Raw genomic sequence first — 25,494 nt, forward strand, 5'->3', positions numbered from 1 at the left:
CCGATGACCCTGGGTCCCGCTCCGTTCCGAACGGCCGAATGGCGTGGCGTCAACCGCGAGATCTTCCGCGACCAGATCGTGCCGGCCGGCCAGCCCGCCGTTCTGAAAGGTCTGATCGCCGACTGGCCCGCCGTGGCGGCAGGTCAGGTCTCCGATCAGGCCATGGCCGAATACCTGCTGGGTCTGGACGCCGGCGGGCCGGTCACAATTCTGCACGGCGGACCCGAGATCGGCGGGCGGTTCTTCTATACCGACAGTCTGGACGGCTTGAACTTCCGTCGCCGCACCGTGCCCCTGCGCGAGGCCCTGGGGGCCCTGCTGTCGTTCCGCGACGCCGCCGAGCCCCCGGCCCTGGCCGTGCAGTCCACCCCGACCGCCAGCGCCCTGCCCGGCTTCACCGCCGCCAATCCCCAGCCGCTGCTCGAGGAAACGGTCGGTCCCCGGATCTGGATCGGCAATGCGATCACCACCGCGACCCATTTCGACATGAACTACAATATCGCCTGCGCGGTGGCGGGCCGGCGGCGCTTCAGCCTGTTCCCGCCCGACCAGTTGAAGAACCTCTATCTGGGACCGCTGGAGTTCACCCCGGCCGGCCCGCCGGTCAGCATGGTGGACATCGCCGCCCCCGATCTTGGCCGCTATCCGCGCTTCGCCGAGGCCTGGACCACCGCCCAGGTCGCCGAGCTGGAGCCCGGGGATGCGATCTACATCCCCTATTTCTGGTTCCACAATGTCGAGTCGCTCGACCCCTTCACGGTGCTGATCAACTACTGGTGGGCCGAGCCCCGCGCGGTTCTGGGCCGCCCCCTGGAGGCCCTGCTGCACGCCATGGCCTCGATCCGCGAGATGTCCGCCAGCGAGCGGGCGATCTGGCGCGACGTCTTTGATCACTTCGTCTTCAAGACCGACGGCGACCCGGTCGCCCACCTGCCGCCGGACCGGCGCGGCTCGCTGGGCGAGATGACGCCCGAGCATCTGACCCGCATCCGCGGAATCCTGCTGCAGGCCCTGGGCAAGGCGTAGCCAAGGCCGAAAAAACCACTAGGTTCCGGCCTCCAAGGAGCACCTCATGGCCTATCGGTCCCTGCGCGAATTCATCGACGTCCTCGAGGCCAAGGGCGAACTGGTTCGGGTCACCGAGCCGGTCTCCACCGTGCTGGAGATGACCGAGATCCAGACCCGCCTGCTGGCCACGGGCGGCCCGGCGGTGCTGTTCGAACATGTGCTGATGCCCGACGGCACGCGCTCGCCGATGCCGGCCCTGGCCAACCTGTTTGGCACCGTCAAGCGGGTGGCCATGGGCGTCACCCTGGGCGGCGAGCCGCGCACCACCGCCGGCGAACTGCGCGAAGTGGGCGAGCTTCTGGCCTTCCTGCGCCAGCCTCAGCCCCCCAAGGGCCTGAAAGACGTCATCGACATGCTGCCCCTGGCCAAGACGGTCATGGCCATGCGGCCGGGCACGGTGAAAAAGGCTCCGGTGCAGGAGATCGTCCTGACCGGCGACCAGATCGACCTGTCGAAACTGCCCGTCCAGACCTGCTGGCCCGGCGAGCCCGCGCCGCTGATCACCTGGCCGCTGATCGTCACCAAGGGCCCCGGCAAGGATCGCGAGGACGACTTCAACCTGGGCATCTATCGCATGCAGGTGATCGGCAAGGACCGCTGCATCATGCGCTGGCTGGCCCATCGCGGCGGGGCCCAGCACTATGCCCGCCACAAGCAGGCCGGCAAGCGCGAGCCCCTGCCCGCCTGCGCCGTGCTGGGCGCCGACCCCGGCACCATCCTGGCCGCCGTGACCCCGGTGCCCGACACCCTGAGCGAATACCAGTTCGCCGGCCTGCTGCGCGGGGCCAAGGTCGATCTGGTCGCCGCCAAGACCGTGCCGCTGATGGTGCCCGCCCACGCCGAGATCGTGCTGGAAGGCCACGTCCTGCTCGACGAATATGCCGACGAGGGCCCCTATGGCGACCACACCGGCTATTACAACAGCGTCGAGAAGTTCCCGATCTTCCAGGTGACGGCGATCACCATGCGCAAGGACCCGATCTACCTGACCACCTTCACCGGCCGGCCGCCGGATGAACCCTCGGTGCTGGGCGAGGCGCTCAACGAGGTGTTCATCCCCCTGCTGCGCCAGCAGTTCCCCGAGATCGTCGACTTCTGGCTGCCGCCCGAGGGCTGCAGCTATCGCATCGCCGTGGTCTCGATGAAGAAGGCCTATCCCGGCCACGCCAAGCGGGTGATGCTGGGCGTCTGGAGCTATCTGCGCCAGTTCATGTACACCAAGTGGGTGATCGTCGTGGACCACGATATCAATGCCCGCGACTGGAAGGACGTCATGTGGGCGATCAGCACCAAGATGGACCCTGCGCGGGACATCACGGTGATCGAGCATACCCCCATCGACTATCTAGACTTCGCCAGCCCCGAGAGCGGCCTCGGCTCCAAGATCGGCCTGGACGCCACCGACAAGCTGCCGCCCGAAACCCATCGCGAATGGGGTCAGGAGATCCGCATGGATCAGGCGGTGATCGACAAGGTCAGCGACATGTGGGGCCGGCTGGGCCTGCCGGGTGACGGCAAGCCCATCTGGAAGACCTGATCTGACGACATGGGGCGTTGAGAATGCGGAACCTAACCCTGGCGGCCCTCGCCGCAGCACTGATGACGAGCACCAGCATGGCCCAGACCCCACCCGCCAAAGCCCCCTGGGACGAAGCCTTCCTGCCGCCCGCGCCGCAGTGGCAGGGCGCCAGCCAGGCGCTGCTGCGCGACACGTCCGATCCGTGGGTGACGGCGTTCGAGGCCGATCCGGCGCATGACTTCAGCCCCAACTATGTCGACACCCGCAAATGGTTCGACCGGCTGGACAAGGCCTCAAGCCTGATCCGCATCGAAGAGTTCGGCGTCTCGCCGGAAGGCCGGCCGATCTATGCGGTGATCGCTTCCAAGGATGGCGCGAAGCTCGATCCGAAAAAGCCGCTGCTGCTGGCCCAGGCCGGTATCCATCCGGGCGAGATCGACGGCAAGGACGCGGGCATGATGCTGCTGCGCGACATTGCCTTCAACGGCAAGGAGGGCCTGCTCGACAAGGTCAACCTGATCCTGATCCCGATCCTCAGCGTCGACGGCCACGAACGCGCTTCGGCCTATAGCCGCCCCAACCAGCGCGGGCCGCGCATCCAGGGCTGGCGCAACACGGCGACCAACCAGAACCTCAATCGCGACTTCATGAAGCTGGATCAGCCGGAGATGCAGGCGCTCAAGACCCTGCAGGCCCGCTACTGGCCCGACCTCTATGTCGACATCCACGTCACCGACGGCATGGATTACCAGTACGACGTCACCTACGGCTACAATGGCGAAGACGGCGTCTGGTCACGATCGCCGGCGATCGCCAAATGGCTGGACGCGACGTTCAAGCCGGCGATCAACGACGGCCTGGAAGCCCAGGGCCATATTCCCGGCGAGCTGGTGTTCGGCATCGACGAGCACGGCCCCAAGGCCGGCCTGTCGGACGGCGGTCTGGGCGAGCGGTATTCGAACGGCTGGGGCTCGGCGGCCCATATCCCGACCATCCTGATCGAGAACCACAGCCTCAAGCCCCACGCCCAGCGCGTGCTGGGAACCTACGTGTTCCTGGAAACGGCGATGAAGCTGCTGGCGCAGAAGGGCGACAGCCTGCGCGCCGCCATCCATCAGGACCGCGCCCTGCGCCCGGCCGAAATCCCGGTCAACTTTGTCGCCGAGGACAAGCCCAGCGCCACACGCGCCTTCAAGGGCATCCTGTACGAGACCTATGAGAGCCCGGCTTCCGGCCGCACCGAGATCCGCTGGCTGGGCCAGCCCGATCCGCAGGTCTGGTCCCTGCCCTTCTACGGCTCACGCCCGACCCTGACCCTGAAGCGGCCGGTCGCCTATTGGGTGCCCAGCTATCGCAAGGACCTGATCGAACGGCTGAAACTGCACGGGCTGATGGTGGAGCCCTTGAGCGCGTCCAGGACCCTGTCGGTCGAAATGTTGCGTCTGACCGACCCCAAGCTGGCGACCCGCGCCAATGAAGGTCACGTCCAGATCAGCGTCACAAAAGCCACGCCGGAAACCCGCGACTGGACCTTCCCGGCCGGTTCGGTGCGCGTGCCGACCGACCAGCCGCTGGGCGACCTGGCCGTGCTGCTGCTGGAGCCGCAGTCCAGCGAGAGCTTTTTCGCCTGGGGCATGGTCCCCGAAGTGCTCAGCCGCGTCGAGTACATCGAGGGCTATGCCATCGCCCCGCTCGCCGAAAAGATGCTGGCGGCCGACCCCGCGCTGAAGGCCGAGTTCGAGGCCAAGCTGGTCGCCGAGCCGAAATTCGCCGCCGATCCGCAAGCGCGCCTTGGCTGGTTCTATCGCCGCACGCCCTTCTATGACGACCGCCACCTGCTCTATCCGATCGCGCGCGAACTCGCCCATTAGAGCAGATCGCTTGCATGCCGGCGCGCGAGAGGGCTTTTATGCCGCCTCGCGCGCCCGGCGTGGCTGATATTGTAAGGTTCTCTGATGGATACGATCACTTCGGGTCACGCCGCCGCCCTCTGGGTGGGGCTGCACGTCTTCCTTATGCTGACCCTTTCGCTGCTGGTCGTGCGCCTGCGCCAGAAGCACAAGGTGGCCCTGGGCGACGAGGGCATTCCGGAACTGGCCCGCGCCATCCGCGCCTTTGGCAATGCCAGCGAATACGTCCCCACCGCCCTGATGGCGATCGTCGTGCTGGCCGTGGTCGAGGCCCCGCCCCTGGCGATCCACGTGGCGGGCTTCGTGCTGTTTTCCGGCCGTCTGGTTCACGCCGTGGGCCTGTCCAACAGCGGCGGCGCCTCGATCCCCCGGGCCATTGGCATGGTGGCGACCTGGCTGGCCTATATCTTCGTCGGCGTGGCCCTGCTGTTCTACGCCATCGCCTGATGCGGCGAGAGCCGCCTTGCCCGGGGGCGCCGCCCTCGTCCATAAGACCCCATGGACGATAATCTGCTTAGCGACATGGTCTCGGCCGCGCTCAAGGCCGGCGCCGATACGGCCGAGGCTGTCTTTGCCCAACGGCAATCCCTTTCCGTCAGCGTTCGCCTTGGCGAGCTGGAAGAAGTCGAGCGCGAGGAGGCCCGGGATCTGGGTCTGCGCGTCTTCGTTGGCAATCGCAGCGCCACGGTTTCCGGTTCGGACATCTCCAGCGACGCCCGCGCCAAGCTGATCGAACGCGCCGTGGCCATGGCCCGCCTGGCTCCCGAAGACCCCTATGCCAGCCTGGCCCCGCGTGAGCGCCTGGCCAAGGGGCCGTTCCCCGATCTCGACCTGATCGACGCCTATGAGCCTGCCGCCGAGGCGCTGGAGGCCCAGGCCCGCCTGGCCGAGGACGCCGCGCGCTCTGTCGAGGGCGTGACCAATTCAGACGGCGGCTCCGCCAGCTGGAGCTCGGCCTCCTGGCGGCTGGTCACCAGCGACGGCTTCTCCGGCAACCACGCCGCCACCGGCCACTCGCTGTCCTGCTCGGCCATCGCCGGCGAGGGCGCGGGCATGGAGCGGGGCGGCGAAGGCCGTTCAGCCCGTCACTTCGCTGACCTGCCCGGCGCGGGCGATATTGGCCACGAGGCCGGACGCTCTGCCGTGGCCCGCCTCAACGCCAGGAAGATCGCCTCAACCACCGCCCCGGTGATCTTCGAGAATCGCCTGGCCATGTCGCTGATCGGCCCGTTGCTGGGCGCCATCTCGGGTCCGTCCATCGCCCGCGGCTCCTCGTTCCTGAAGGACAAGCTGAACCAGCAGGTCTTCGCCCGGGGCGTCAGCCTGATCGAGGATCCGCACCGGGTGCGCGGCCTGGGCTCCTCGCCCTTTGACGACGAGGGTGTGCCCACCGTGCGCCGCGCCCTGATCGACGACGGCATGCTGACCACCTGGCTGCTCAATACCAGCAGCGCCAGGCAGCTGGGCCTGGAAACCACCGGCCACGCCTCGCGCGGCCTGGCGGGTCCTTCGGGCGTCTCGACCAGCAACCTGACCCTGTCGACCGGCACGCGCGATCAGGCAGGCCTGATGGCTGACGCCGGAACCGGCCTGCTGGTCACCTCGATGTTTGGCCCATCCCTGAACGGCAATACCGGCGACTGGTCGGTGGGCTGTTCGGGCCTGTGGTTCGAGAACGGCGAGATCACCGGTCCCGTCACCGAGATCACCGTGGCCGGCAACCTGATCGACATCTATGCCCGTCTGATCCCCGGCTCGGACCTGGAGATGCGCGGCGCCAACAACGCGCCGTCCATCCTGGTCGATGGGCTGGCGATCGCCGGCAAATGACCGATCTGGACCTGATCCTCGACGCCGCACGGGAAGCGGGCGAACTGGCCCTCAAGGCCCGGGCCGGTGGTCTGAAGATCTGGTCCAAGGAGGGCGGCTCGCCAGTCACCGACGCCGACCTGGCGGTCGATACCCTGCTGAAGGATCGCCTGCGCGCCGCCCGGCCTGACTATGGCTGGCTGTCGGAGGAAACGATCGACGACCCGGCTCGCCTGACCACGACGCGCCAGTTTGTGGTCGATCCGATCGACGGCACCGCCGCCTTCATGAAGGACAAGCCGTGGTTCGCCGTCTCGATCGCCGTGGTCGAGAACGGCAAGCCGGTCGCGGGCGTGGTCCATGCCCCCGCCCTGAGCGAGACCTATGCCGCCATGGCCGGCGGCGGGGCCACCTTGAACGGCGCGCCGATCACCCCCAGCCTGACGGCCAGCCTCGACGGCGCGGCCATGCTGGGCGACGCCAAGATGTTCGCCTATCCGGGCTGGCGCACGCCCTGGCCGCCGATGCGCATCGAGGCCCGCAATTCGATCGCCTATCGCATCTGCCTGGTGGCCGCCGGAGCCTTCGACGCCGCTATCGCCCTGTCGCCCAAGAGCGAGTGGGATGTAGCCGCCGCCGACCTGATCCGGGCCGAGACCGGCGCGTGGCTGACGGACCATAAAGGTCAGGGCTTCAGCTATAATCGCCCTATTCCGCTGGTTCCGAGCCTGGTTTGCGCCAATGCGACGCTTGCGCCATTGATCCTTAACCGTGTCGGGCATATCGACCTTCCCTAACGACAATTCCTCGCAGGAACGTGCCCCCTCATGCCCGACAAGCAGCTTCTCCATCTCGTCATCGGCGGTGAACTGAAGGATGTCTCCGACATCGAGTTCCGCGATCTCTCCCAGGTCGAGTTTGTCGGGGCCTATGCCACCTATAGCGACGCCCACAAGGCCTGGAAGGCCAAGGCCCAGGCCACGGTCGACAATGCCCACGCGCGCTACTTCATCATCCACGCGCACAAGCTGATGGACCCGAGCCTGGGTTGATCGGCTGAGAACGTCCTCCCCCTAGCGGGGGAGGTGTCGGCGAAGCCGACGGAGGGGGAAGTGACCGCTGACTCAGTGCGGTCTTCCCCCACCGGCCCCCGATCAAGTCGGGGACCGCCTCCCCCTTCAGGGGGAGGACTTGCGCCAGCCCTACTCCCGACGCAGCAGCTTGTCGGTCAGCAGCTTGCCCAGCATCCCGGCCCGGAAGGTCTTTTTCATCGCCACGGGATCGTAGTCGTCGCTCTCGACCCAGTCGGTGAAGCTCAAGCCCTTGGGCTCGCCGCGCTCCAGATACTGTTCGAACACATAGTCGAGCACCCCGGTGTTGCCGGCCCTGATGTGCAGATAGCGCGGCGACAGCTCCTTCATCGCCTCGCGGATCGGCAGGCCAAGGCGATAGTGGGCATAGAGCACACTCATGATCCCGGCCCGGTCAGCGCCCGACTTGCAGTGGATCAGGGCCGGATATTCGAGCGTTTCGAACAAGAGTTTGGCCCCGCGCACCCGCTCGCGGATCGGGACCTCTCGCGAGGTGATGGTGAAATCGACCAGGTTCAGGCCCAGCCGCTGGCAGGCGTCCTTTTCGAGGGCGTAGAAGCTGCCGTCGAACCCGCCGCGCAGATTGACGATGGTCTTGATGCCCCGCTTCTTCCACCAGGCCAGCTGGAACGGCCAGGGCTGGTTGGCGCGCACCAGCTCCGGGCTGACCCAGTGGGCGTTGGAGAAGCCGACCCGCAGATAGGCGTGGTCGTTCCACAGATAGTGGAGATAGGTCTTCAGGCGCCCCCAAGGCGTGGTCAGGTCGAACTGGGCCAAACGGGCGATCCTCTGGAAAGTCCGCGCCTAGGTAGGATGGACCGCCGCCAATTGCAAAACGTAGGCGGATTTTCCACGCCGGGTGATGCGCCCGCGTCCTTGACAGCCCGGCCGTGACATCCGACCCCTCGCCCATGACTGACGCCGCCCCGCCGCAAGCGACCAACCGCGCCCTCGCGATGCGGATCTGGCGCGACTATCTGCAGCCGCGCTGGAAGGGCCTGAGCGTCTCGCTGGTCAGCGCCGCCATCGTGGCGGGCCTCAGCGCCCAGCTGACGCGGATGATCCAGCCCGCCGTGGACCAGTTGATCACCAACCCGCGCCCCGGCGCGATCCTGACCATTCCCGCCACCATCGCCGTGATCGCCATCCTGCGCGGCCTGTTCCAGGTGCTGCAGGCGACCTTCATCAACCGGATCGGCAATGGCGTGGTCGGCGATGTTCAGGTGCAGCTGTTCGGCAAGCTGGTGCGCTCGGACCTGGCCCGGCTGCGCGCCGCCCATTCGGGCTCCTATGTCTCGTCGGTGCTCTACGACGCCAGTCTGATCCGCGAGGCGGCGACCAGCGGGGTGGTCAACTATACCCGCGAGTTCCTGACCGTGGTCGGGGCCCTGGCGGTGATGTTCAGCCTGGACCCGATCCTGGCCGCCGGCGTGCTGGTCATCGCCCCGGTCGCCAGCCTGATCATGCGGCAATTTTCGAGGAAGACGACCAAGGCCGCCAAGGGCGCCATGGGCGAGACCTCCAACCTGTCGACCGCGATCATGGAGAGCCTGGACGGGGTCAAGATCGTCAAGATGGAGAACCGGGAAGCCTATGAGGAGGCCCGGGTCGCCGCCGTGGTCGACCGCCGCCAGCATCATCTGATCAAGGGTTCCAACGCCCGGGCCATGGCCGCCCCGGCCACCGAGACCTTCACCACCCTGATCACCGCCGGCGTCTTCGTCTATGCCGGCTGGCGGGCCATGAGCGGCGACATCACGGCCGGCGCCTTCTTCGCCTTTCTCAGCGCCCTGCTGATGGCCGCCCAGTCCCTGCGCCAGGTCGCCAACCTGCAGACGGTGTTCAGCGAGGGCCTGACCGCCGCCCGCCGGCTGTTCGAGGCGCTCGATATCGCGCCGACCATCATCGATCCCGCCGACGCCCGCGCCCTGCCGCCCGGCGACAGCGCCATCGCCCTGGAGGGCGTGAGCTTCTCCTATGGCGGCGACATCCCGGCCCTGACGGAGGTCTCGCTGCAGGCCCGGCGCGGCGAGACGGTCGCCCTTGTCGGTCCGTCCGGCGGCGGCAAGAGCTCGATCCTCAACCTGATCCCGCGCTTCTACGATGTGACCGCCGGCGCGGTGACCATCGATGGCCACGACGTGCGCTCGGTGACCCTGGCCTCCCTGCGCGACCGCATCGCCCTGGTCACCCAGGAGCCCTTCCTGTTCGACGACACCATCCGCGCCAATATCGCCTATGCCCGGCCCGAGGCGACGGAAGAGCAGATCATCGCCGCCGCCCAGCAGGCCGCGGCCCACGACTTCATCAGCGCCCTGCCGGACGGCTATGACACGGGGGTCGGCGAGGCCGGCGCGCGGCTGTCGGGCGGCCAGCGCCAGCGCATCGCCATCGCCCGCGCCTTCCTGAAGGACGCCCCGATCCTGCTGCTGGACGAGGCGACCAGCGCGCTCGACACCGAAAGCGAGGCCCAGGTCCAGATCGCCCTCGAGCGGCTCATGGCCGGCCGCGCCACCATCCTGATCGCCCACCGCCTGTCGACCGTGAAGGGCGCCGACCGCATCTATGTGATCGACAAGGGGCAGGTGATCGAGACCGGAACCCACGCCGAACTGGTGCGCGCCAAGGGCCTCTATGCCCGCCTCGCCAAGGCCCAGGACCTGGACCATGCGCCGGAGGACGCCGCGTGAGGCCACTGCGCTCGCCGTGGGTGATGAGCCTGCTGGTCAATCTGATGTCGGGCTATCTGGCCCTGACCTATCTCACCCTGCGCTGGACGCGGGAGGGTCAGCAGATCGCGACCGACGTCCAGGCCAGGGCTCTGGCCGGGCGCTCGGGTGTGATCCTGGCCCTGTGGCACTCTCGCGTTCCCGTCGGCCCGGCGACCTGGCCGCAAGGGGCCGACAAGCCGGAGATCCGGGTTCTGGTCAGTCAGTCGCGCGACGGCGAGTTCATCGCCCGGGTGATCGCCCGCCTGGGTCTGCCGTCCATTCGCGGCTCGTCCCTGAAGAAGACCGACACCGCCAAGAACAAGGGCGGCGAGCAGGCCTTTCGCGACATGGTCAAGTGGGTGAAGGACGGCGGGGCCATGGCCATCACGCCCGACGGCCCGCGCGGTCCCGTCGAGGTGCTGCAGAAGGGGGCCGTGGCCCTGGCCCGGGTCAGCGGCGCGCCGGTGCTGTTCGTCGGCGTGGCCATGAAGCCCTGCCTGCGTCTGGGCACCTGGGACCGCACGATCATCCCCCTGCCCTTCGCCCGGGCCGCCATGGTCTGGGACGGTCCGGCCACCGCCGGCCGCGACGACGATCCTGACGCCCTGGCCGAGGCCTGGGGCGAGCGCCTGTCGGCCGTGTCGCGCCGGGCGGAAACGTTGGTAGGGGAGATGGACGGGGCTCCCCCTCCTTCCTCTTAAATCCGCTCTCCCCGGCGAAGGCCGGGGCCCAGATCGAGCACGCAAACCTCGGCGACCGTGGTTCGGACCGAAGGCGCATCAGCCCCAAACTTCCCGGATGAATCTGGGTCCCGGCCTTCGCCGGGAAGATCGGATGATGGGAAACATTGATCCGACCCGCCCATGGTGGGATGTAGGGCCATGCCGCACGACCATTCGGGCCACTCGCACGATCACCATGATCACGCTCATGGACATGACCACGCTCACGACCACGGGCATGGCCATTCGCACGGCCATGGGCATGGGCACGGCCATCACCATCACGTCCCCAAGGACTTCGGCCGCGCCTTCGCCATCGGCACCGCGCTGAACCTTGGCTTTGTGCTGGTCGAGTTCGCGGCGGGCCTCTTTACGCACTCCCTGGCCCTGCTGGCCGACGCCGGCCACAATCTGTCGGACGTTCTGGGCCTGATCCTGGCCTGGGGGGCGGCGACGCTGGCCAAGCGCGCGCCGAGTGGTCGCCACACCTATGGCCTGCGCAAGGGCACGGTGCTGGCCTCGCTGGCCAATGCCGCCCTGCTGCTGGCCGCCACCGGCGCCATCGCCTGGGAAGCCATCCGTCGTTTCGCCGCCCCGACTCCGGTCGAGAGCGGGCCGGTGATGATCGTCGCGGCCATCGGCATCGTTATCAACACCGCCACCGCCCTGATGTTCATGCGCGGCTCCAAGGATGACCTGAACGCCCGCGGCGCCTTCCTGCACATGGCCTCCGACGCCGCTGTGTCGGCCGGGGTTGTGCTGGCCGCCCTGCTGATGATGCTGACCGGCTGGCTATGGATCGACTCGGTGACCAGCCTGCTGATCGTCGCCGTGATCGTCCTGGGCACCTGGGGCCTGCTGCGCGACTCGCTGGACATGGCCCTGGATGCCGCTCCGCGCGGCATCGACCCCGCCAAGGTCCGCGACTGGCTGGCCTCCCGGCCGGGCGTTGTCGAGGTGCACGACCTGCACATCTGGGCGATGAGCACGACCGAGACGGCCATGACCGCCCACGTGGTCCGCCCCGTCGGCGAGGATCACGACGACTTCCTGCAAGAGGTCTGCGCGGCGCTGAACAGCCAGTTCAAGATCGGCCACGCCACGGTGCAGATCGAGCACAGCGCCGGCCCCCATGCCTGCCGCCTGGCGCCAGCGGACGTGGTGTGAGCCTTCCGCTTTCGCTCGCCCTCTACCGCGTCGCCACGACGGCGCTGGAGCCCTTCGCGCCCCTGCTGCTGAAGCGCCGGGCCGCCAAGGGCAAGGAAGATCCGGCCCGCCTGAACGAGCGCCTGGCCCGGCCAGCCCTGCCGCGCCCGCAAGGTCGACTGGTCTGGCTGCACGGGGCCAGCGTCGGCGAGAGCCTGTCGATCCTGCCGCTGGTGGAACGCCTGCGGGCCGAGCGGCCGGACGCAGCCCTGCTGGTGACGTCTGGCACCGTGACCTCGGCGCAACTTCTGGCCCAGCGGCTGCCCAAGGGTGTGATCCACCAGTTCGTGCCGGTCGATACGCCCGGCGGGGCCGAGCGTTTCATCGGCCACTGGCGGCCCGACCTGGCCGTCTTCGTCGAGAGCGAGCTGTGGCCCAACCTGCTGCTGGCCGCCAAGGCGGCGGGGACGCGGCTGGCCCTGGTCTCGGCCAAGCTGTCGGACAAGAGCTTCGACGGCTGGCGGATGCGGCCGTTCGCGGCCCACCGGCTGTTTTCCGGCTTCGACCTGATCCTGGCCCAGGACGGCCGGGCCGCCGGCCGCTTCGCCAGCCTGGGCGGAACCGTGACCGGCGAGGCCGACCTGAAGTTCGGCGCCGCGCCCCTGCCCGCCGACGACGCCGAGCTGGCCCGCCTGAAGGCCCGCTTCGCCAGCCAGCCCCTGGTGCTGGCCGCCAGCACCCATCCGGGCGAGGACGAGATCGTGCTGGACGCCTTCGCCGCCCTGCCCGGCCAGCCGCGCCTGGTCATCGCGCCCCGCCATGTCGAGCGCGGTCCAGCCATCGTCGAGATGGCGAGGACGCGCGGCCTGGCCGCCAACCTGCGCAGCGCCGATCCCCATGCGGCGCCGGCTCAGGTCATGGTCGCCGACACCCTGGGCGAACTGGGCCTGTGGTTCCGGCTGGCCGATCTGGCCCTGGTCGCCGGCAGCCTGGTTCCCGGCATCGGCGGCCACAATCCGCTGGAGCCGGCGCGGCTGTCCTGTCCGATCCTTTCGGGTCCGCATGTCGAGAACTGGCTGACGGCCTATGCCGAGCTGTCCGCCATCGACGGCATGGCCCTGGCCGACGAGAGCGTGCTCGCCGAACGCCTGGCCGCCGCCCTGGCCGATCCCGCCGCCGGCAAGCTCCGGGCCCAGCGCGCGGCGACCTTTGTCGAGACCCGCGACGCCGAGGCCCGCGCCGGCCTGGCCCGCATCATCGAGCTTGTCCCATGAAGCTGTCGACGCCCCGCTGGTGGTACGTAAAGTCGGGCGGTCCCTCGCCGGTCACCCGCGCCCTGCTGACCCCGCTGTCGTGGGTCTGGGCCGCCGCGACCGCCCGGCGGATCGCCAAGGGTCCGGGCAGCGAGATCGGCGCGCGAGTGATCTGCGTCGGCAATGTCACGGTCGGCGGAGCCGGCAAGACGCCGATCGTTCGCGAACTGCTGCTGACCCTGAGCCAGCGCGGCCTCCAGGCCCACGGCCTGGCCCGGGGTCATGGCGGCAAGGACAAGGGTCCGACCCGGGTCGACAGCGCGCGCCACACCGCCCTGGATGTCGGTGACGAGCCGCTGATGCTGGCCCAGGACTTTCCGATGTGGATCGCCCGCGACCGGGTGGCCGGAGCCCGCGCCGCTTCGGCGGCCGGGGCCCAGGCTATCGTCATGGACGACGGCCATCAGAATCCGGACGTCCGCAAGGCGCTGTCGCTGATCGTGGTCGACGGCGAGACCCGCAATGACGAGTGGCCGTTCGGTGACGGCAAGGTGTTCCCGGCCGGGCCGATGCGCGAGCCGCTGAAGGTCGGACTGGCCCGGGCCGACGCCGTGGTGCTGCTGCTGCCCGCCGACCTGCCCGCCGCCGATCCCGCCCTGCTGGCCCTGTTTGGCCAAACGCCGGTGCTGATTGCCCGGCTGGAGCCAGTTGGCCGTCCGCCGCAGGGTCCCCAGCTGGGGTTCGCCGGTATCGGCAAGCCGTGGAAGGTCGAGCGCGCCCTGCTGGCCGCCGGCTGCAAGCTGGTCGACTTCGCGCCGTTCCCCGATCATGGGGTTTATGACGAAGGCACGTTGAAGATGCTGGCCGACCGCGCCGCCCTGTTCGACGCCGGTCTGGTCACCACCGAAAAGGACTGGGTGCGACTGTCGCCGGCCTGGCGCGCCAAGGTCACGCCATGGCCGGTGCGGGCCCGGTTCGAGGACGAGGCGGCGTTGGCGGCGGTGCTGACGAAGGCGGGTTTGTAGAAGGCCGAAGATCCTCCCCCTTCAGGGGGAGGTGGCCCAAAGGGCCGGAGGGGGCCAGCTTGGCCTGAGCCGCATGAGCCCCCTCAGTCGCTCCGCGACAGCTCCCCCAGAGGGGGAGCAGCGTCTATGCCCTACTTCACCAAAGCCCCGCCCTTGATCACCGACGTCACGCTCTGCAGCACGGTCACGTCCGTGAGCGGGTCGCCCTTGACCGCGATCAGGTCGGCGGCCTTGCCGGGGGCCAGCGAGCCGATCTCGGCCGAGAGGTCGAAGTGTGCGGCGGCGTTGACGGTGGCGGTCTGGATGGCTTCCAGCGGGGTCAGGCCCGCCTTGACCAGCAGAGCGAACTCGCCGGCATTGTCGCCGTGGGCCGAGACCCCGGTGTCGGTGCCGAAGGCGATCTTGACGCCGCCCTCGTGGGCCCGGCGGGCCATGGCCAGCATCTTGGGACCGGCGTCCAGCGCCTTGGCGGTCTGGGCGGGGGTCAGGAAGTTCTTGGGACCCGAGGCCACCCGATAGACGAAATCGCCGGCCATCAGGGTCGGCACCAGATAGCCGCCATTCTTCTTGAACAGGGCGATGCTCTCGTTGTCGAGATAGGTGCCGTGCTCGATGCTGTCGCCGCCAGCCTTCAGGAAGGCGTTGATGCCGTCGACACCGTGGGCGTGGGCGGTGACCTTGCGGCCCATGCGGTGAGCGGCGTCGACGATGGCCTCCAGCTCGGCGCCCGAAAACTGCTGGGCCAGGCCGGCCGCCGTATTCGAGAGCACCCCGCCGGTGGCGGTGATCTTGATGATGTCGGCCCCGCGCCAGACCTGCTCGCGCACGGCCCGGCGGCAATCGTCGGCGCCCGAGCAGACCGAGCCCGGCCGCAGGGCGTGCATGACCTCTTCGCTGAAGCCGTTGACGTCGCCGTGGCCGCCATGGATCGACACAGCCGAGCCCGAGGCCAGGATGCGCGGCCCGATCACGTCGCCGCGCTTGACCGCCGCCCGCAGCGCGAAGATCGCCGCGTTGTCAGCGCCCAGATCGGCCACGGTGGTGAAGCCGGCCATCAGGGTCTTGCGGGCATAGCCGGCCCCGACCATCGCCTGGTCGGCCGACGACTGGGTGACTTCTTCCAGCCGCGCATTGGGGTTCTGCTCGCCGGTCAGGTGGACGTGGCTGTCGATCAGTCCCGGCAGGACGAAGCTGTCCTTGAGGTCCACCACGCGACCGCCCGGCTCGGAGACATAGCCGTCGACGATGCGGACGACCTTGCCGCCGTCAAGCACCAGGGTCTTGGCGGTTTCGACCTTGCCGGTGGCCGGATCGGCCAGCAGCTTGCCGGCCTGGACGAACAGGGTTTCGGCGCAGGCGGCGCCAGACAGCGCCCCGGTCACAGCCAGGGCGCAGACGCCCGCGAACAGTTTACGCATCAAGGTCTCAGGCCCCCGCCTTCTGCGCAAAGGTCCAGGCCCCTCTGGCCAGCACCGGCACGCGCGCTTCCATCGTCTGCGCATGGGCGCTGGCGGCGGTGCCGTCGCGGACGCGGCCGACGATGCCCTGGCAGATGCCGGCCAGTCTGAAGAGGTTGTAGCTGAAGTACCAGTCCAGATTGGGCAGGCCGTCGCGGCCGGTGGCCTTGCAGTAGCGGGCCACGGCCTGCTCGATGGTCGGCACGCCATAGGCTTCCAGGTCGTCGATATCCGACAGGCCGCCGCGCTGGTCGGACGGCATCACCCAGTTCATCAGGAAATAGCTGAAATCGGCCAGCGGATTGCCCAGCGTCGACAGCTCCCAGTCCAGCACCGCCACCACGCGCGGCTCGGTGGCGTGCAGGATCATGTTGTCGAGGCGATAGTCGCCATGGACGATCGAGGTGCGATCATCCTCGGGCGCCGAGCCCGGCAGCCAGGCCATCAGCCTGTTCATGTCCTCGAGATTGGTCGTCTCGGAGGCCTTGTACTGCTTGGTCCAGCGGTCGATCTGACGCGTGAAGTAGTTGCCCGGCTTGCCATAGTCGGCCAGGCCCACGGCGGCGTAGTCCACCATGTGCAGGGCGGCCAGGGTGTCGATCTCGGCCTCGTAGATCGCCCGGCGCTCGGCCGGCTGATAGTCGGGCAGAGTGCCGTCCCACAGGATACGGCCTTCCACATTGTCCATCACGTAGAAGATCGTGCCGATCACGTCCTCGTCCATGCACAGGGCATAGGCCTTGGCGACGGGGAAGTGGGCCTTGTTCAGGCCCGAGATCACCTTGAATTCGCGGTCCACCGCGTGGGCGCTGGGCAACAGCTTGCCCGGCGGCTTGCGGCGCAGGACGTATTTCTTCGTCGGGGTGACCAGCTGATAGGTCGGGTTGGACTGGCCGCCCTTGAACTGGCGAACCTCCAGCGGACCAGTGAAGCCCTCGACATGGGCCGCAAGCCACGACGCCAGCTTGCCCTCGTCGATCGCATGGCGCGGATCGACCGGCTTGGTGCCCGAATTCAGATCCTGGGCGGACTCGGCTTCAGCCATGCGATTTCTCCCCAACGCTTGTTTGAACGGGAGTTTAGAGGGTGGCTCCGCCGACGCAAGCCACTTGCCCCCTACGGGCTGCTGCGCAGCCGTCTTCCCCCCCACCCCCTCAGTCGGCTTTGCCGACAGCTCCCCCGAAGGGGAGCAAAGGGGGAAGATGAATTCATCCGCCCCCTCCGGGGGCGGACGACCGCGAAGCGGTCAGGTGGGGGCGAGTGATCAAGCTAGCTCTGCCCCAGCGCCCGCCAGCCGATATCGCGGCGATAGAACCCGCCCGGCAGGCTGATGGTCTGCAGCGCCGCATAGGCCGCCTCACGCGCCTCAAGCAGGGTCGCGCCCAGGGCGCAGACATTCAGCACCCGGCCGCCGGCCGCCACCAGCCGTCCTTCGAACTCGCGGGACGTGCCGGCGTGGAAGACCACGACCCCGGCGCCGAAATCAGCGTCGGCGCCCTGGATCCGGCCGCCGGTCACCGGCGCGTCGGGATAGCCTTCAGCCGCCAGCACCACGCAGATCGCCGCTTCGTCGCGCCACACCGGCTTGGCCGCGCCGGCCAGCTCGCCCTTGGCGGCGGCCAGCAACAGCGGCACCAGGTCGCTCTGCAGACGCAGCATCAGGGTCTGGCATTCGGGATCGCCGAAGCGGGCATTGTATTCGACCAGCTTGGGCCCGGTCGGCGTCAGCATCAGGCCGGCATACAGCACGCCCACATAGGGATTGCCCTCGGCGGCCATGCCCTTGACCGTCGGCTCGATCAGCTCGATCCAGGCCTGACGGACCAGGGCGTCGGTCAGCACCGGCGGCGGCGAATAGGTGCCCATGCCGCCGGTATTGGGACCCTCGTCGCCGTCATAGGCGCGCTTGTGATCCTGGGCGGCGCCGAACAGCATGGCCGTCTTGCCGTCGCAGATGGCGAACAGCGAGGCTTCCTCGCCGTGCATGAACTCCTCGATCACCACGCGGGCCCCGGCGGTTCCGAACCGCCCGCCCAGCATGTCGAGCACGGCGGCGTCGGCCTGGGCCCGGTCGGCGGCGATCACCACGCCCTTGCCGGCGGCCAGGCCGTCGGCCTTGATCACGAAGGGGGCGGCCAGCGTATCCAGGAAGGCGCTGGCCGAGGCGGCGTCGGTGAACACGCCATAGGCCGCCGTGGGCAGGTCGTGGCGGGCGCAGAAGTCCTTGGTGAAGGCCTTGGAGGTCTCCAGCCGCGCGGCCCGCTGGCTGCCGCCGAAACAGGGAATGCCGACTTCGGCGAGGCGGTCAGCCAGGCCGACCTCCAGCGCCGATTCCGGGCCCACGACCACGAGGTCGGCGGCGATCTCCTGGGCCAGGGCGACCAGTCCCTCGACGTCCAGCACCTTGACGGCGCGCAGCTGGGCGACCGCGGCCATGCCCGGATTGCCGGGCGCGGCCACCAAGCGTCCGCACAGCGGCGATTGCGCGATCTTCCAGGCCAGGGCGTGCTCGCGCCCGCCGGACCCGACGAGGAGGATGTTCAGCTTTTCCATGAGGCCGGGGTGTGGAACCAGAGGGCGGCGGGGTCAAGGCGCCCCGCGCACGGGTTCGCATCCTCGCCGGTTTTCACCGGCAAGTGGGGAGGCGGCGGAGCGTCCGGGCCAGGCCCGGATGGAGTTGTAGAGGAGTACCGTTTCGGCCGTGGCCGGAGCGCTCCGCGCGGCTGTTATCCGATGAGCCCTCGGGGCGCGGGGTTTTAACCCGCTCCCGAAAGAGGCCCCAGGCGGGCGGAAGGGAAGCGACCCTTCCGGACCGCGCGGGCGATTTCAGCCCGCGCCTGGAGCGCCCATGCAGGCGTCGCCAAAGGGTGTTCCCGGTGGTCCGGATCCGGCTTCATCACGTTCGGGCCCCGCAAGGACCGATCCGCTCCGCCAGACCCCACCGGGCCTTCGACGACGACTGACGGGCGCGACCCGCACAACCGCCCCCGCCACCCGTCAGGTCGCCAGCTGGACGGCCTCCCCAGTGGCGGGACGAGAGGTAGTATGCGGGGGTTCTGGAGGGGGCTGCGTCGATTTTGGATCGTGACGCTGGGTGGTAGGGTTAGGGCGTTGAATTTGCTGGGGTGGAGGGGCGGTTATCCCCGTGCTCGCACGGGGATAGAGGCCGGGCGCGAACCTGCCCCCTTCCCCCTTTGATGGGGGAAGGGTTGGGGATGGGGGTGACAGAGTTTCAGGATGGGGCTCCGCCTCCGTGAAACCGTCCGGCGGTGTCACCCCCATCCCTGCCCTTCCCCCATCAAAGGGGGAAGGGTTGTGCTCCTGGTATTACAGGCCGTGAAGTCGCCGCCTCCACCAAACCCCGTCATCCCGGGGCTTGTTGTCCCCCGGATGACAGGGTTCAGCCGCCCCGCCGTCGATCACCCCTGCGCCGCCCGTGAGGCGGACGAATGGGTCCCGGGAACAAGTCCCGGGATGACGGAGGATTGTGGGTTCTGAGCGCGAAGCCGCCTCCGCGCCGGAGGGAGCCATCCTTACATCTCACGGCGAGACGATCGCCGGTCTGTCCAGGTCACTCAAGGCCGGCCCTCCGGGCCGCCGCAGAGCGGCCGGTCGCAGACCGGGCCTTGACTGACCTGGACAGACCGGCACGCTGCAGCCTCCAAGAGATGTAAGGCTTGGCGCGACGCGGGGGCGTCGGGTTGCAAACCCATGGCTGACTTTCGTCATCTCAGCTATCCAAGGGCGCGGCGTTAGGAGCGAAGCATGTTTGAAGAGATCGCTGTCTGGGCTCGGGCGGGTGCAGACGTGGCCTTCCGTTACGTCGGTTTCCGAAATCTGGAATCCAATGCAGTGTGGATTGCCTTCGTTAACTGCGTCGGTGGCGACGAGGAGTTTGGCTCAGATGAGCTGATCGCCCCTCAGAGCATGCTGGAATATTTTCTCACTGAACTGCCAACGCAGCCGGACGAATGGAAGCAGACGATCTCGGACGCGATCACGCACTTTATCAACAGAAATCCGGATCTCTGATCATACCCAAAGCCAACATCTGCGCCCCACCCGCGGACGTTCCGAATGTCTGATTGTTGGCCCCAATCAGGAGCGTCAGATGAAACCGCTACATTGCCTAGCAATCGTGTCGCTGCTCGGCGCTACAGCTTGCCAAGGCTCAGCGTCGTCTCCTGACGAAGGCACCCTGTCTGTGAAGGGACCGGCGGCAAGCGCAGCCGCCTTCGAGCAAGCTGCGAAACGGTGTGGGCTGGTTCGCGCGGCGCGCGGCCCAGCAGAGGAAGACGAATGGCGATCCGTGATTTTCTCGGCCAAAGACCCCAAGCCGCTTCATTGCAGTGTGCAGTGGCTTCTCGACCATCCGGAGATGAAATTACGGATGGACTATTGAAGCAGCCAGCTCTCGCCTTCCCTCTCCCCTTGCGGGAGAGGGTGGCCCGCAAGGGCCGGTTGAGGGGTCGCGCGGGACTTTCCGGATAGGGTTTTCAACCCCTCATCCGACCCCGGCGTTCGCCGGGGCCACCTTCTCCCGCAAGGGGAGAAGGAAGCGGCTAAGCCGCCTCAACATCCAGCGAATACCCCGCCGAACGCACCGTCCGGATCGGGTCGCCGTCCGCCGAGCCGTTCAGCGCCTTGCGCAGGCGGCCGATGTGGACGTCCACCGTCCGCGCCTCGACATAGACGTCCGAGCCCCACACCGCGTCCAGCAGCTGTTCGCGGCTGAACACCCGGCCGGGGTGCTGCATCAGATAGTCGAGCAGGCGGAACTCGGTGGGGCCCAGATGGACCTCCTTGCCCTGGCGCTTCACGCGGTGGGCGACGCGGTCGATGATGATGTCGCCGACCGTGATGCGGTCGTCGGCCAGGCCCGGACGGATGCGGCGCAGCACCGCGCGGACGCGGGCGGTCAGTTCGACCATCGAGAACGGCTTGACCACATAGTCGTCGGCGCCGGTGTCGAGCCCCCGAATCCGGTCGCTCTCTTCGCCGCGAGCGGTGAGCATGATGATCGGCACGTTGCGCGTCTCGGCCCGGCCGCGCAGGCGGCGACAGACCTCGATGCCCGAGACCTTGGGCAGCATCCAGTCAAGGATCACCAGGTCGGGGGCGCGCTCGCTGGCCATGGTCAGGGCTTCTTCGCCGTCACCGGCCAGGCCGACCTGATAGCCTTCCTTGTCGAGATTGTAGTGCAGGAGGGTGGCCAGGGCGTCCTCGTCCTCGACCACAAGAACATACGGAGTCAAAGCCAGGGTTTCCTTTAGCGCGGCGTGTCGAGCTTGGGACGCTTGGAGATGATCTCCTCGCCCGTGATTTCGAAGTGGATGATCTCGGCGATGTTGGTGGCGTGGTCGCCGATACGTTCGAGGTTCTTGGCCACGAACAGCAGATGGGCGCAGGCGTTGATCGTGCGCGGATCGCCCATCATGTAGGTCAGCAGTTCGCGGAAGATGGCGTTGTAGTGCTCGTCGACCTCTTCGTCGCGGCTCCACACGCCGTTGGCGCGTTCCAGGTCCGAGGCGCTGTAGGCGTCCAGCACGTCCTTCAGACGGCCCTCGACCAGCTTGCCCATGCGCTCGATCGAGCGGGTCAGGGCGGTCATGGGCTCGGCGTCGGTCAGGATCAGGGCGCGCTTGCCGATGTTCTTGGCCATGTCGCCGCAGCGTTCCAGGCTCATCGAGATCTTCAGCGCGGCGACGGCGTGGCGCAGGTCCACGGCCATCGGCTGACGCAGGGCGATCAGCTTGAAGGCCTTGCGCTCGATCTCGCCCTGCAGGGCGTCCAGGCGCTCGTCGCGCGCGACGACCTGCTGGGCCAGGGGGGCGTCGCGGCGGGCGATGCACTCGACGGCGTCGGCGATCTGGGCCTCGGCCATGCCACCCATGCGGGTGACCTCGGCCGTGAGGTGGTTCAGCTCTTCGCCGTAGGATTTGACGGTATGCTCGGTCATGTCGTGGTCGTCCCTAGCCGAAGCGGCCGGTGATGTAGTCTTGCGTGCGGCTGTCGCGAGGATTGGTGAACATCTCCTCGGTCGTGCCGCTCTCGACCAGCTTGCCCAGGTGGAAGAAGGCGGTCTTCTGCGAAACGCGGGCGGCCTGGGCCATCGAGTGGGTGACGATGACGATGCAGAACTGGTTGCGCAGCTCGTCGATCAGTTCCTCGATGCGGGCGGTGGCGATGGGGTCCAGGGCCGAGCAGGGCTCGTCCATCAGGATCACTTCGGGACCGACGGCGATGGCGCGGGCGATGACCAGGCGCTGCTGCTGGCCGCCGGACAGGCCGGTGCCGGGCTGGTGCAGGCGGTCGGCGACCTCGTTCCAGAGACCGGCCTTCTTGAGGCTGCTCTCGACGATGGCTTCCAGCTCGGCCTTGCCGCTGGCCAGGCCATGGATGCGCGGGCCGTAGGCGACGTTCTCGAAGATCGTCTTGGGGAACGGGTTGGGCTTCTGGAACACCATGCCGACGCGCGAGCGCAGGACCACGGGGTCGACGCTCTTGAGATTGACGTCATTGCCGTCGATGGCGATCACGCCCGACACCTTGGCGGTCGGGATGGTGTCGTTCATGCGGTTGATGCAGCGCAGGAAGGTCGACTTGCCGCAGCCCGACGGGCCGATGAAGGCGGTGACCGACTTGCCGGGGATGTCGATGTTGACGTCGAACAAGGCCTGCTTGTCGCCGTAGAACACGTTGACGTCCTTGGCGCGGATCTTGATCTCGTGCGTCGAGGCGGCGGGATAGGTCTGCATCGAGGCCGTCTTGATGACGGGCGCTGAGACCGAATCGTCGGGGCTGCGGGTGGTCATGGCGTGTCCCTGGACGAGGGGAAGGGCGGAGGGGTTCAGGATCATGAATTCTACCAGCGACGCTCGAAGCGGCGGCGCAGGATAACGGCCGCGGCGTTCATGACGATCATGAAGACCAGGAGGACGATGATGGCGCCGGCGGTGCGCTCGTGGAAGGCGCGCTCCGAAGCGTTCTCCCAGATGAACACCTGCACGGGCAGGACGGTGGCGGCGCCGGTGAAGCCCTCGGGCACGCCGGGCACGAACGAGACCATGCCGATCATCAGCAGCGGCGCGGTTTCACCCAGGGCGTGGGCCAGCGACAGGATGGCGCCGGTCATCACGCCGGGCATGGCCAGCGGCAGCACGTGGTGGAAGACGGTCTGGGTCTTGGACGCGCCGACGCCCAGGGCGGCTTCGCGGATCGAGGGCGGCACGGCTTTCAGCGCCGAACGGGTGGCGATGATCACGGTGGGCAGGGCCATCAGGGCCAGCACCAGGCCGCCGACCAGCGGCGATGAGCGCGGCACATGCAGCCAGTTGATGAATAGCGCCAGGCCCAGCAGGCCGTAAACGATCGACGGCACGGCGGCGAGGTTGTTGATGTTGACCTCGATCACGTCGGTCCAGCGGTTCTTCGGGGCGAACTCTTCCAGATAGACGGCGGCCATCACGCCCATCGGCACGGCGATCAGGGCGGTGATCAGCAGCATCATGGCCGAGCCGACCACGGCGCCCAGCACCCCGGCCTGTTCCGGCTCGGTGGAGTCCGAATTGGTGAAGAAGGCGAAGTTGAAGCCCGACTTGACCGAACCGTCCTTCTCGAGCTGGTCCAGCCAGTCCAGTTGCTGGTCGTCCAGCTTGCGGTCTTCCTGCACGGTCGAGCGCTTGATCTCGCCCTTGTAGTACAGGTCGGCGTCAGCCTTGAACGGGCCGGTGACGGTGACGGTCTTGCCGATCAGCGACTTGTCGGCCTTGAGCTGGTTGAGCAGTTGGAAGCCCAGGTCGCGCGAGGTGAGATCCATCACCTTGCCCGAGACCAGACCCAGGTCGTCATCGACCACGCCCAGCTTCTTCATCATCGCTTCAGCGACGATGTAGTCATAATTGACGCCCTCGAGGTCGGCGACGTCGATGCGCTCGGGGTTCAGATAGACCGGCACGCTCAGCGTGTGGGTCTGGAAGGTGGTGTAGCCCTGGCCGACGATGCGGCCGACCAGCACCACCAGGAAGATCATGGCGATGGTGATGGCCATCAGGCCCTGGGCCTTGAACCAGGTCTCGGCGCGGTGGCGCTTCTTGAGGCGAGCTTCCATGGCGATCTGGGCGTCGGTCTGCGGGGCGCGAACCGAACCAGCGGGGGCGGCGGCGTCAGTCATACTGTTCCCGATACTTCTGGACGATGCGCAGGGCGATGATGTTGAGACCCAGGGTGACGACGAACAGGGTCAGACCCAGACCGAAGGCCGCGAGGGTCTTGGGGCTGTCGAACTCCTGGTCGCCGGTCAGCAGGGTGACGATCTGGACGGTCACGGTGGTGACGGTGTCCAGCGGATTGGCGGTCAGCTTGGCCTGCAGGCCGGCGGCCATGGTGACGATCATGGTCTCGCCGACGGCGCGCGACACGGCCAGCAGCATGGCGGCCATGATGCCCGGCAGGGCGGCGGGCAGGACCACCTTCTTGACGGTCTCGGACTTGGTGGCGCCCATCGCATAGCTGCCGTCGCGAAGCGCCTGGGGCACGGCGTTGATGATGTCATCCGACAGCGAGGAGACGAACGGGATCAGCATGATGCCCATCACCACCCCGGCCACCAGGGCCATCTGGTTCTGAACTTCCATCAGGTACTGGCCGACGCCGTCCAGCGGGCCGCCGATCATCGTGGCGCCCAGGGCGTTGAAGCCGGCGCGGAACAGCGGACCCACGGTCAGGGCGGCGAAGAAGCCGTAGACCACGGTCGGCACGCCGGCCAGGATCTCCAGCAGCGGCTTGATGGTCGAGCGCACCGGGCGGCTGGCATATTCGGAGAGATAGATCGCCGAGTAGAGGCCCACCGGAGCGGCCACGGCCATGGCGATCATCATGATCAGGAAGGTGCCGGCAAACAGCGGAACCGCGCCGAATGCGCCTTCCGAAGCCACCTGGTCTTCGCGCATGGCGATCTGCGGGCTCCACTCGGTGCCCAGCAGGAACGACAGCGGCGAGACGCTCTGGAAGAAGCGCCAGCTTTCCCAGACCAGCGACAGCACGATGCCCAGCGTGGTCAGGACGGCCAGGATGGAGCAGGTCATCAGCAGGCCGCCAACCCAGCCCTCGACCTTGTTGCGAGCCCGGAAGTCGGCGGAAAGACGGGGGAAGGCCAGCAGGAAACCGGCCAGGGCGACGACGCCGGCCAGGCCCAGCACGCTGTAGCGGATCAGGGCGTCGATGCGGCGGGCCTCGGCGACCTTGGCGTCGAGGGCGACCTTCAGTTCGCCCTCATAGGCGATTTCGCTGGGCGAGATGCCCTGGGCGATGGCCTGGGCGTCGCTGAAGAACACCGCCTGGCGATCGACATCCTGGGTCTGCAGGATCGCCGGGCGCTGAGCTTGCAGCATGGCGTCCTCGACCCGGTCGCCGAACATGGCGCCCAGCAGCAGGAGCAAGGCGGCCGGCGCGCCGGCCCACAGGGCGGCGTAGCTGCCATAGTAGCCAGGGAGGGAATGCAGGACGCGCTTGGCGCCGCCGGCATTGGCCACGGCACGGCGCTTGCCGAGCATGAAGGCGATGCCGGAAAACAGCGCCAGAAACAGGAGCGAGAGCCAGGTCAGCATGCGTGCGGCGGGGTCTTGCGCGAGAGGTTGCGATGACGACGCCCAACGCGTCGTCCCGCCCGGCGGGAGCTATGCCCGCCCGGCGCTGTGCTTATGCGACGTTTCAGTGACAGTTTAAAGACAGCGGCCGGCCCCCGATCCCCCCCCGCCAACGTGGCCAAGCTGAAACAGATCG

The 25,494-nt window shown here is 67.9% G+C and carries 23 protein-coding genes; 14 read left to right on the forward strand and 9 right to left on the reverse strand.

Translation table 11 applies throughout. The features are described from left to right. Positions 1-3: 3 nt before the first annotated feature. The 7 genes from ACN2C7_RS18795 (at position 4) to ACN2C7_RS18825 (ending at position 7,358) form a co-directional block, all read left to right on the forward strand. Positions 4-1,026, forward strand: coding sequence for a cupin-like domain-containing protein (locus tag ACN2C7_RS18795; protein WP_419318994.1), 1,023 nt, complete (start codon positions 4-6; stop codon positions 1,024-1,026). Between the two features lie 46 nt (positions 1,027-1,072). After that, entirely contained in the window at positions 1,073-2,605 is a 1,533-nt protein-coding gene (locus ACN2C7_RS18800; RefSeq protein ID WP_419318995.1) for a UbiD family decarboxylase, read from the forward strand. Between the two features lie 23 nt (positions 2,606-2,628). Then, the gene (locus ACN2C7_RS18805) at positions 2,629-4,458 is read left to right on the forward strand and encodes a M14 family metallopeptidase (protein WP_419318996.1); all 1,830 of its coding nucleotides are present in this window, start codon (positions 2,629-2,631) and stop codon (positions 4,456-4,458) included. An 84-nt stretch (positions 4,459-4,542) separates the two neighbouring features. Further along, positions 4,543-4,944, forward strand: a complete 402-nt coding sequence (locus ACN2C7_RS18810) for an MAPEG family protein (RefSeq protein WP_419318997.1) — start codon at positions 4,543-4,545, stop codon at positions 4,942-4,944. Between the two features lie 51 nt (positions 4,945-4,995). Continuing rightward, on the forward strand, positions 4,996-6,327 hold the full coding sequence (locus ACN2C7_RS18815) for a TldD/PmbA family protein (protein ID WP_419318998.1): 1,332 nt from the start codon (positions 4,996-4,998) through the stop codon (positions 6,325-6,327). Beyond that, positions 6,324-7,103, forward strand: coding sequence for a 3'(2'),5'-bisphosphate nucleotidase CysQ (locus tag ACN2C7_RS18820; RefSeq protein WP_419318999.1), 780 nt, complete (start codon positions 6,324-6,326; stop codon positions 7,101-7,103). The genes ACN2C7_RS18815 and ACN2C7_RS18820 overlap by 4 nt, the downstream gene beginning before the upstream one ends. Positions 7,104-7,133: 30 nt before the next feature. Beyond that, positions 7,134-7,358, forward strand: coding sequence for a DUF4170 domain-containing protein (locus ACN2C7_RS18825; protein WP_419253988.1), 225 nt, complete (start codon positions 7,134-7,136; stop codon positions 7,356-7,358). Positions 7,359-7,508: 150 nt separating this feature from the next. On the opposite strand, the gene ACN2C7_RS18830 is transcribed toward ACN2C7_RS18825, so the two are convergent. After that, positions 7,509-8,174, reverse strand: a complete 666-nt coding sequence (locus ACN2C7_RS18830) for a fused DSP-PTPase phosphatase/NAD kinase-like protein (RefSeq protein ID WP_419319000.1) — start codon at positions 8,172-8,174, stop codon at positions 7,509-7,511. 134 nt (positions 8,175-8,308) lie between these two features. Between ACN2C7_RS18830 and ACN2C7_RS18835 the strand changes: the two genes are divergently transcribed. The 5 genes from ACN2C7_RS18835 to lpxK all read left to right on the forward strand — a co-directional run bounded on the left by ACN2C7_RS18835 (position 8,309) and on the right by lpxK (position 14,254). Next, positions 8,309-10,087 carry an ABC transporter ATP-binding protein gene (locus ACN2C7_RS18835; protein WP_419319001.1) on the forward strand — a complete coding sequence of 593 codons (1,779 nt, stop codon included), beginning with the start codon at positions 8,309-8,311 and terminating at the stop codon, positions 10,085-10,087. Beyond that, positions 10,084-10,809 carry a lysophospholipid acyltransferase family protein gene (locus tag ACN2C7_RS18840; protein ID WP_419319002.1) on the forward strand — a complete coding sequence of 242 codons (726 nt, stop codon included), beginning with the start codon at positions 10,084-10,086 and terminating at the stop codon, positions 10,807-10,809. The genes ACN2C7_RS18835 and ACN2C7_RS18840 overlap by 4 nt, the downstream gene beginning before the upstream one ends. 180 nt (positions 10,810-10,989) lie before the next feature. Further along, positions 10,990-11,997, forward strand: coding sequence for a cation diffusion facilitator family transporter (locus ACN2C7_RS18845; RefSeq protein WP_419319003.1), 1,008 nt, complete (start codon positions 10,990-10,992; stop codon positions 11,995-11,997). Then, the gene (locus ACN2C7_RS18850; protein ID WP_419319004.1) at positions 11,994-13,250 is read left to right on the forward strand and encodes a 3-deoxy-D-manno-octulosonic acid transferase; all 1,257 of its coding nucleotides are present in this window, start codon (positions 11,994-11,996) and stop codon (positions 13,248-13,250) included. The genes ACN2C7_RS18845 and ACN2C7_RS18850 overlap by 4 nt, the downstream gene beginning before the upstream one ends. Next, the gene (gene lpxK, locus ACN2C7_RS18855; protein WP_419319005.1) at positions 13,247-14,254 is read left to right on the forward strand and encodes a tetraacyldisaccharide 4'-kinase; all 1,008 of its coding nucleotides are present in this window, start codon (positions 13,247-13,249) and stop codon (positions 14,252-14,254) included. Before ACN2C7_RS18850 ends, lpxK begins: the two co-directional genes overlap by 4 nt. A 131-nt stretch (positions 14,255-14,385) precedes the next feature. On the opposite strand, the gene ACN2C7_RS18860 is transcribed toward lpxK, so the two are convergent. The 3 genes from ACN2C7_RS18860 to purD all read right to left on the reverse strand — a co-directional run bounded on the left by ACN2C7_RS18860 (position 14,386) and on the right by purD (position 18,264). Beyond that, on the reverse strand, positions 14,386-15,675 hold the full coding sequence (locus ACN2C7_RS18860; protein ID WP_419319006.1) for an amidohydrolase family protein: 1,290 nt from the start codon (positions 15,673-15,675) through the stop codon (positions 14,386-14,388). A gap of 4 nt (positions 15,676-15,679) precedes the next feature. Next, a complete protein-coding gene (locus ACN2C7_RS18865) occupies positions 15,680-16,756 on the reverse strand; it encodes a phosphotransferase family protein (RefSeq protein WP_419319007.1) in 1,077 nt (358 codons plus the stop codon). Between the two features lie 224 nt (positions 16,757-16,980). After that, positions 16,981-18,264, reverse strand: coding sequence for a phosphoribosylamine--glycine ligase (purD, locus tag ACN2C7_RS18870; protein ID WP_419319008.1), 1,284 nt, complete (start codon positions 18,262-18,264; stop codon positions 16,981-16,983). A 1,212-nt stretch (positions 18,265-19,476) separates the two neighbouring features. On the opposite strand from purD, the gene ACN2C7_RS18875 reads away from it, so the two are divergent. Further along, a complete protein-coding gene (locus tag ACN2C7_RS18875) occupies positions 19,477-19,743 on the forward strand; it encodes a hypothetical protein (RefSeq protein ID WP_419319009.1) in 267 nt (88 codons plus the stop codon). A 79-nt stretch (positions 19,744-19,822) separates the two neighbouring features. After that, complete coding sequence (locus ACN2C7_RS18880; RefSeq protein ID WP_419319010.1) at positions 19,823-20,113, forward strand: hypothetical protein; 291 nt, start codon at positions 19,823-19,825, stop codon at positions 20,111-20,113. 160 nt (positions 20,114-20,273) lie between these two features. Here ACN2C7_RS18880 and phoB read toward each other — a convergent pair whose 3' ends face one another. The 5 genes from phoB to pstC are packed head-to-tail and all read right to left on the reverse strand — an operon-like array spanning position 20,274 to position 25,319. Further along, positions 20,274-20,966, reverse strand: coding sequence for a phosphate regulon transcriptional regulator PhoB (gene phoB, locus ACN2C7_RS18885; protein WP_419319011.1), 693 nt, complete (start codon positions 20,964-20,966; stop codon positions 20,274-20,276). A gap of 14 nt (positions 20,967-20,980) precedes the next feature. Continuing rightward, positions 20,981-21,670, reverse strand: coding sequence for a phosphate signaling complex protein PhoU (phoU, locus tag ACN2C7_RS18890; protein ID WP_419319012.1), 690 nt, complete (start codon positions 21,668-21,670; stop codon positions 20,981-20,983). 13 nt (positions 21,671-21,683) lie between these two features. Further along, the gene (pstB, locus tag ACN2C7_RS18895) at positions 21,684-22,526 is read right to left on the reverse strand and encodes a phosphate ABC transporter ATP-binding protein PstB (protein WP_419319013.1); all 843 of its coding nucleotides are present in this window, start codon (positions 22,524-22,526) and stop codon (positions 21,684-21,686) included. Between the two features lie 50 nt (positions 22,527-22,576). Next, positions 22,577-23,884, reverse strand: coding sequence for a phosphate ABC transporter permease PstA (gene pstA / locus ACN2C7_RS18900; protein WP_419319014.1), 1,308 nt, complete (start codon positions 23,882-23,884; stop codon positions 22,577-22,579). Then, positions 23,877-25,319, reverse strand: coding sequence for a phosphate ABC transporter permease subunit PstC (pstC, locus tag ACN2C7_RS18905; RefSeq protein ID WP_419319015.1), 1,443 nt, complete (start codon positions 25,317-25,319; stop codon positions 23,877-23,879). Before pstC ends, pstA begins: the two co-directional genes overlap by 8 nt. Positions 25,320-25,494 lie beyond the last annotated feature (175 nt).

Source organism: Caulobacter sp. ErkDOM-E (assembly GCF_048541895.1).
Lineage (GTDB): Bacteria > Pseudomonadota > Alphaproteobacteria > Caulobacterales > Caulobacteraceae > Caulobacter.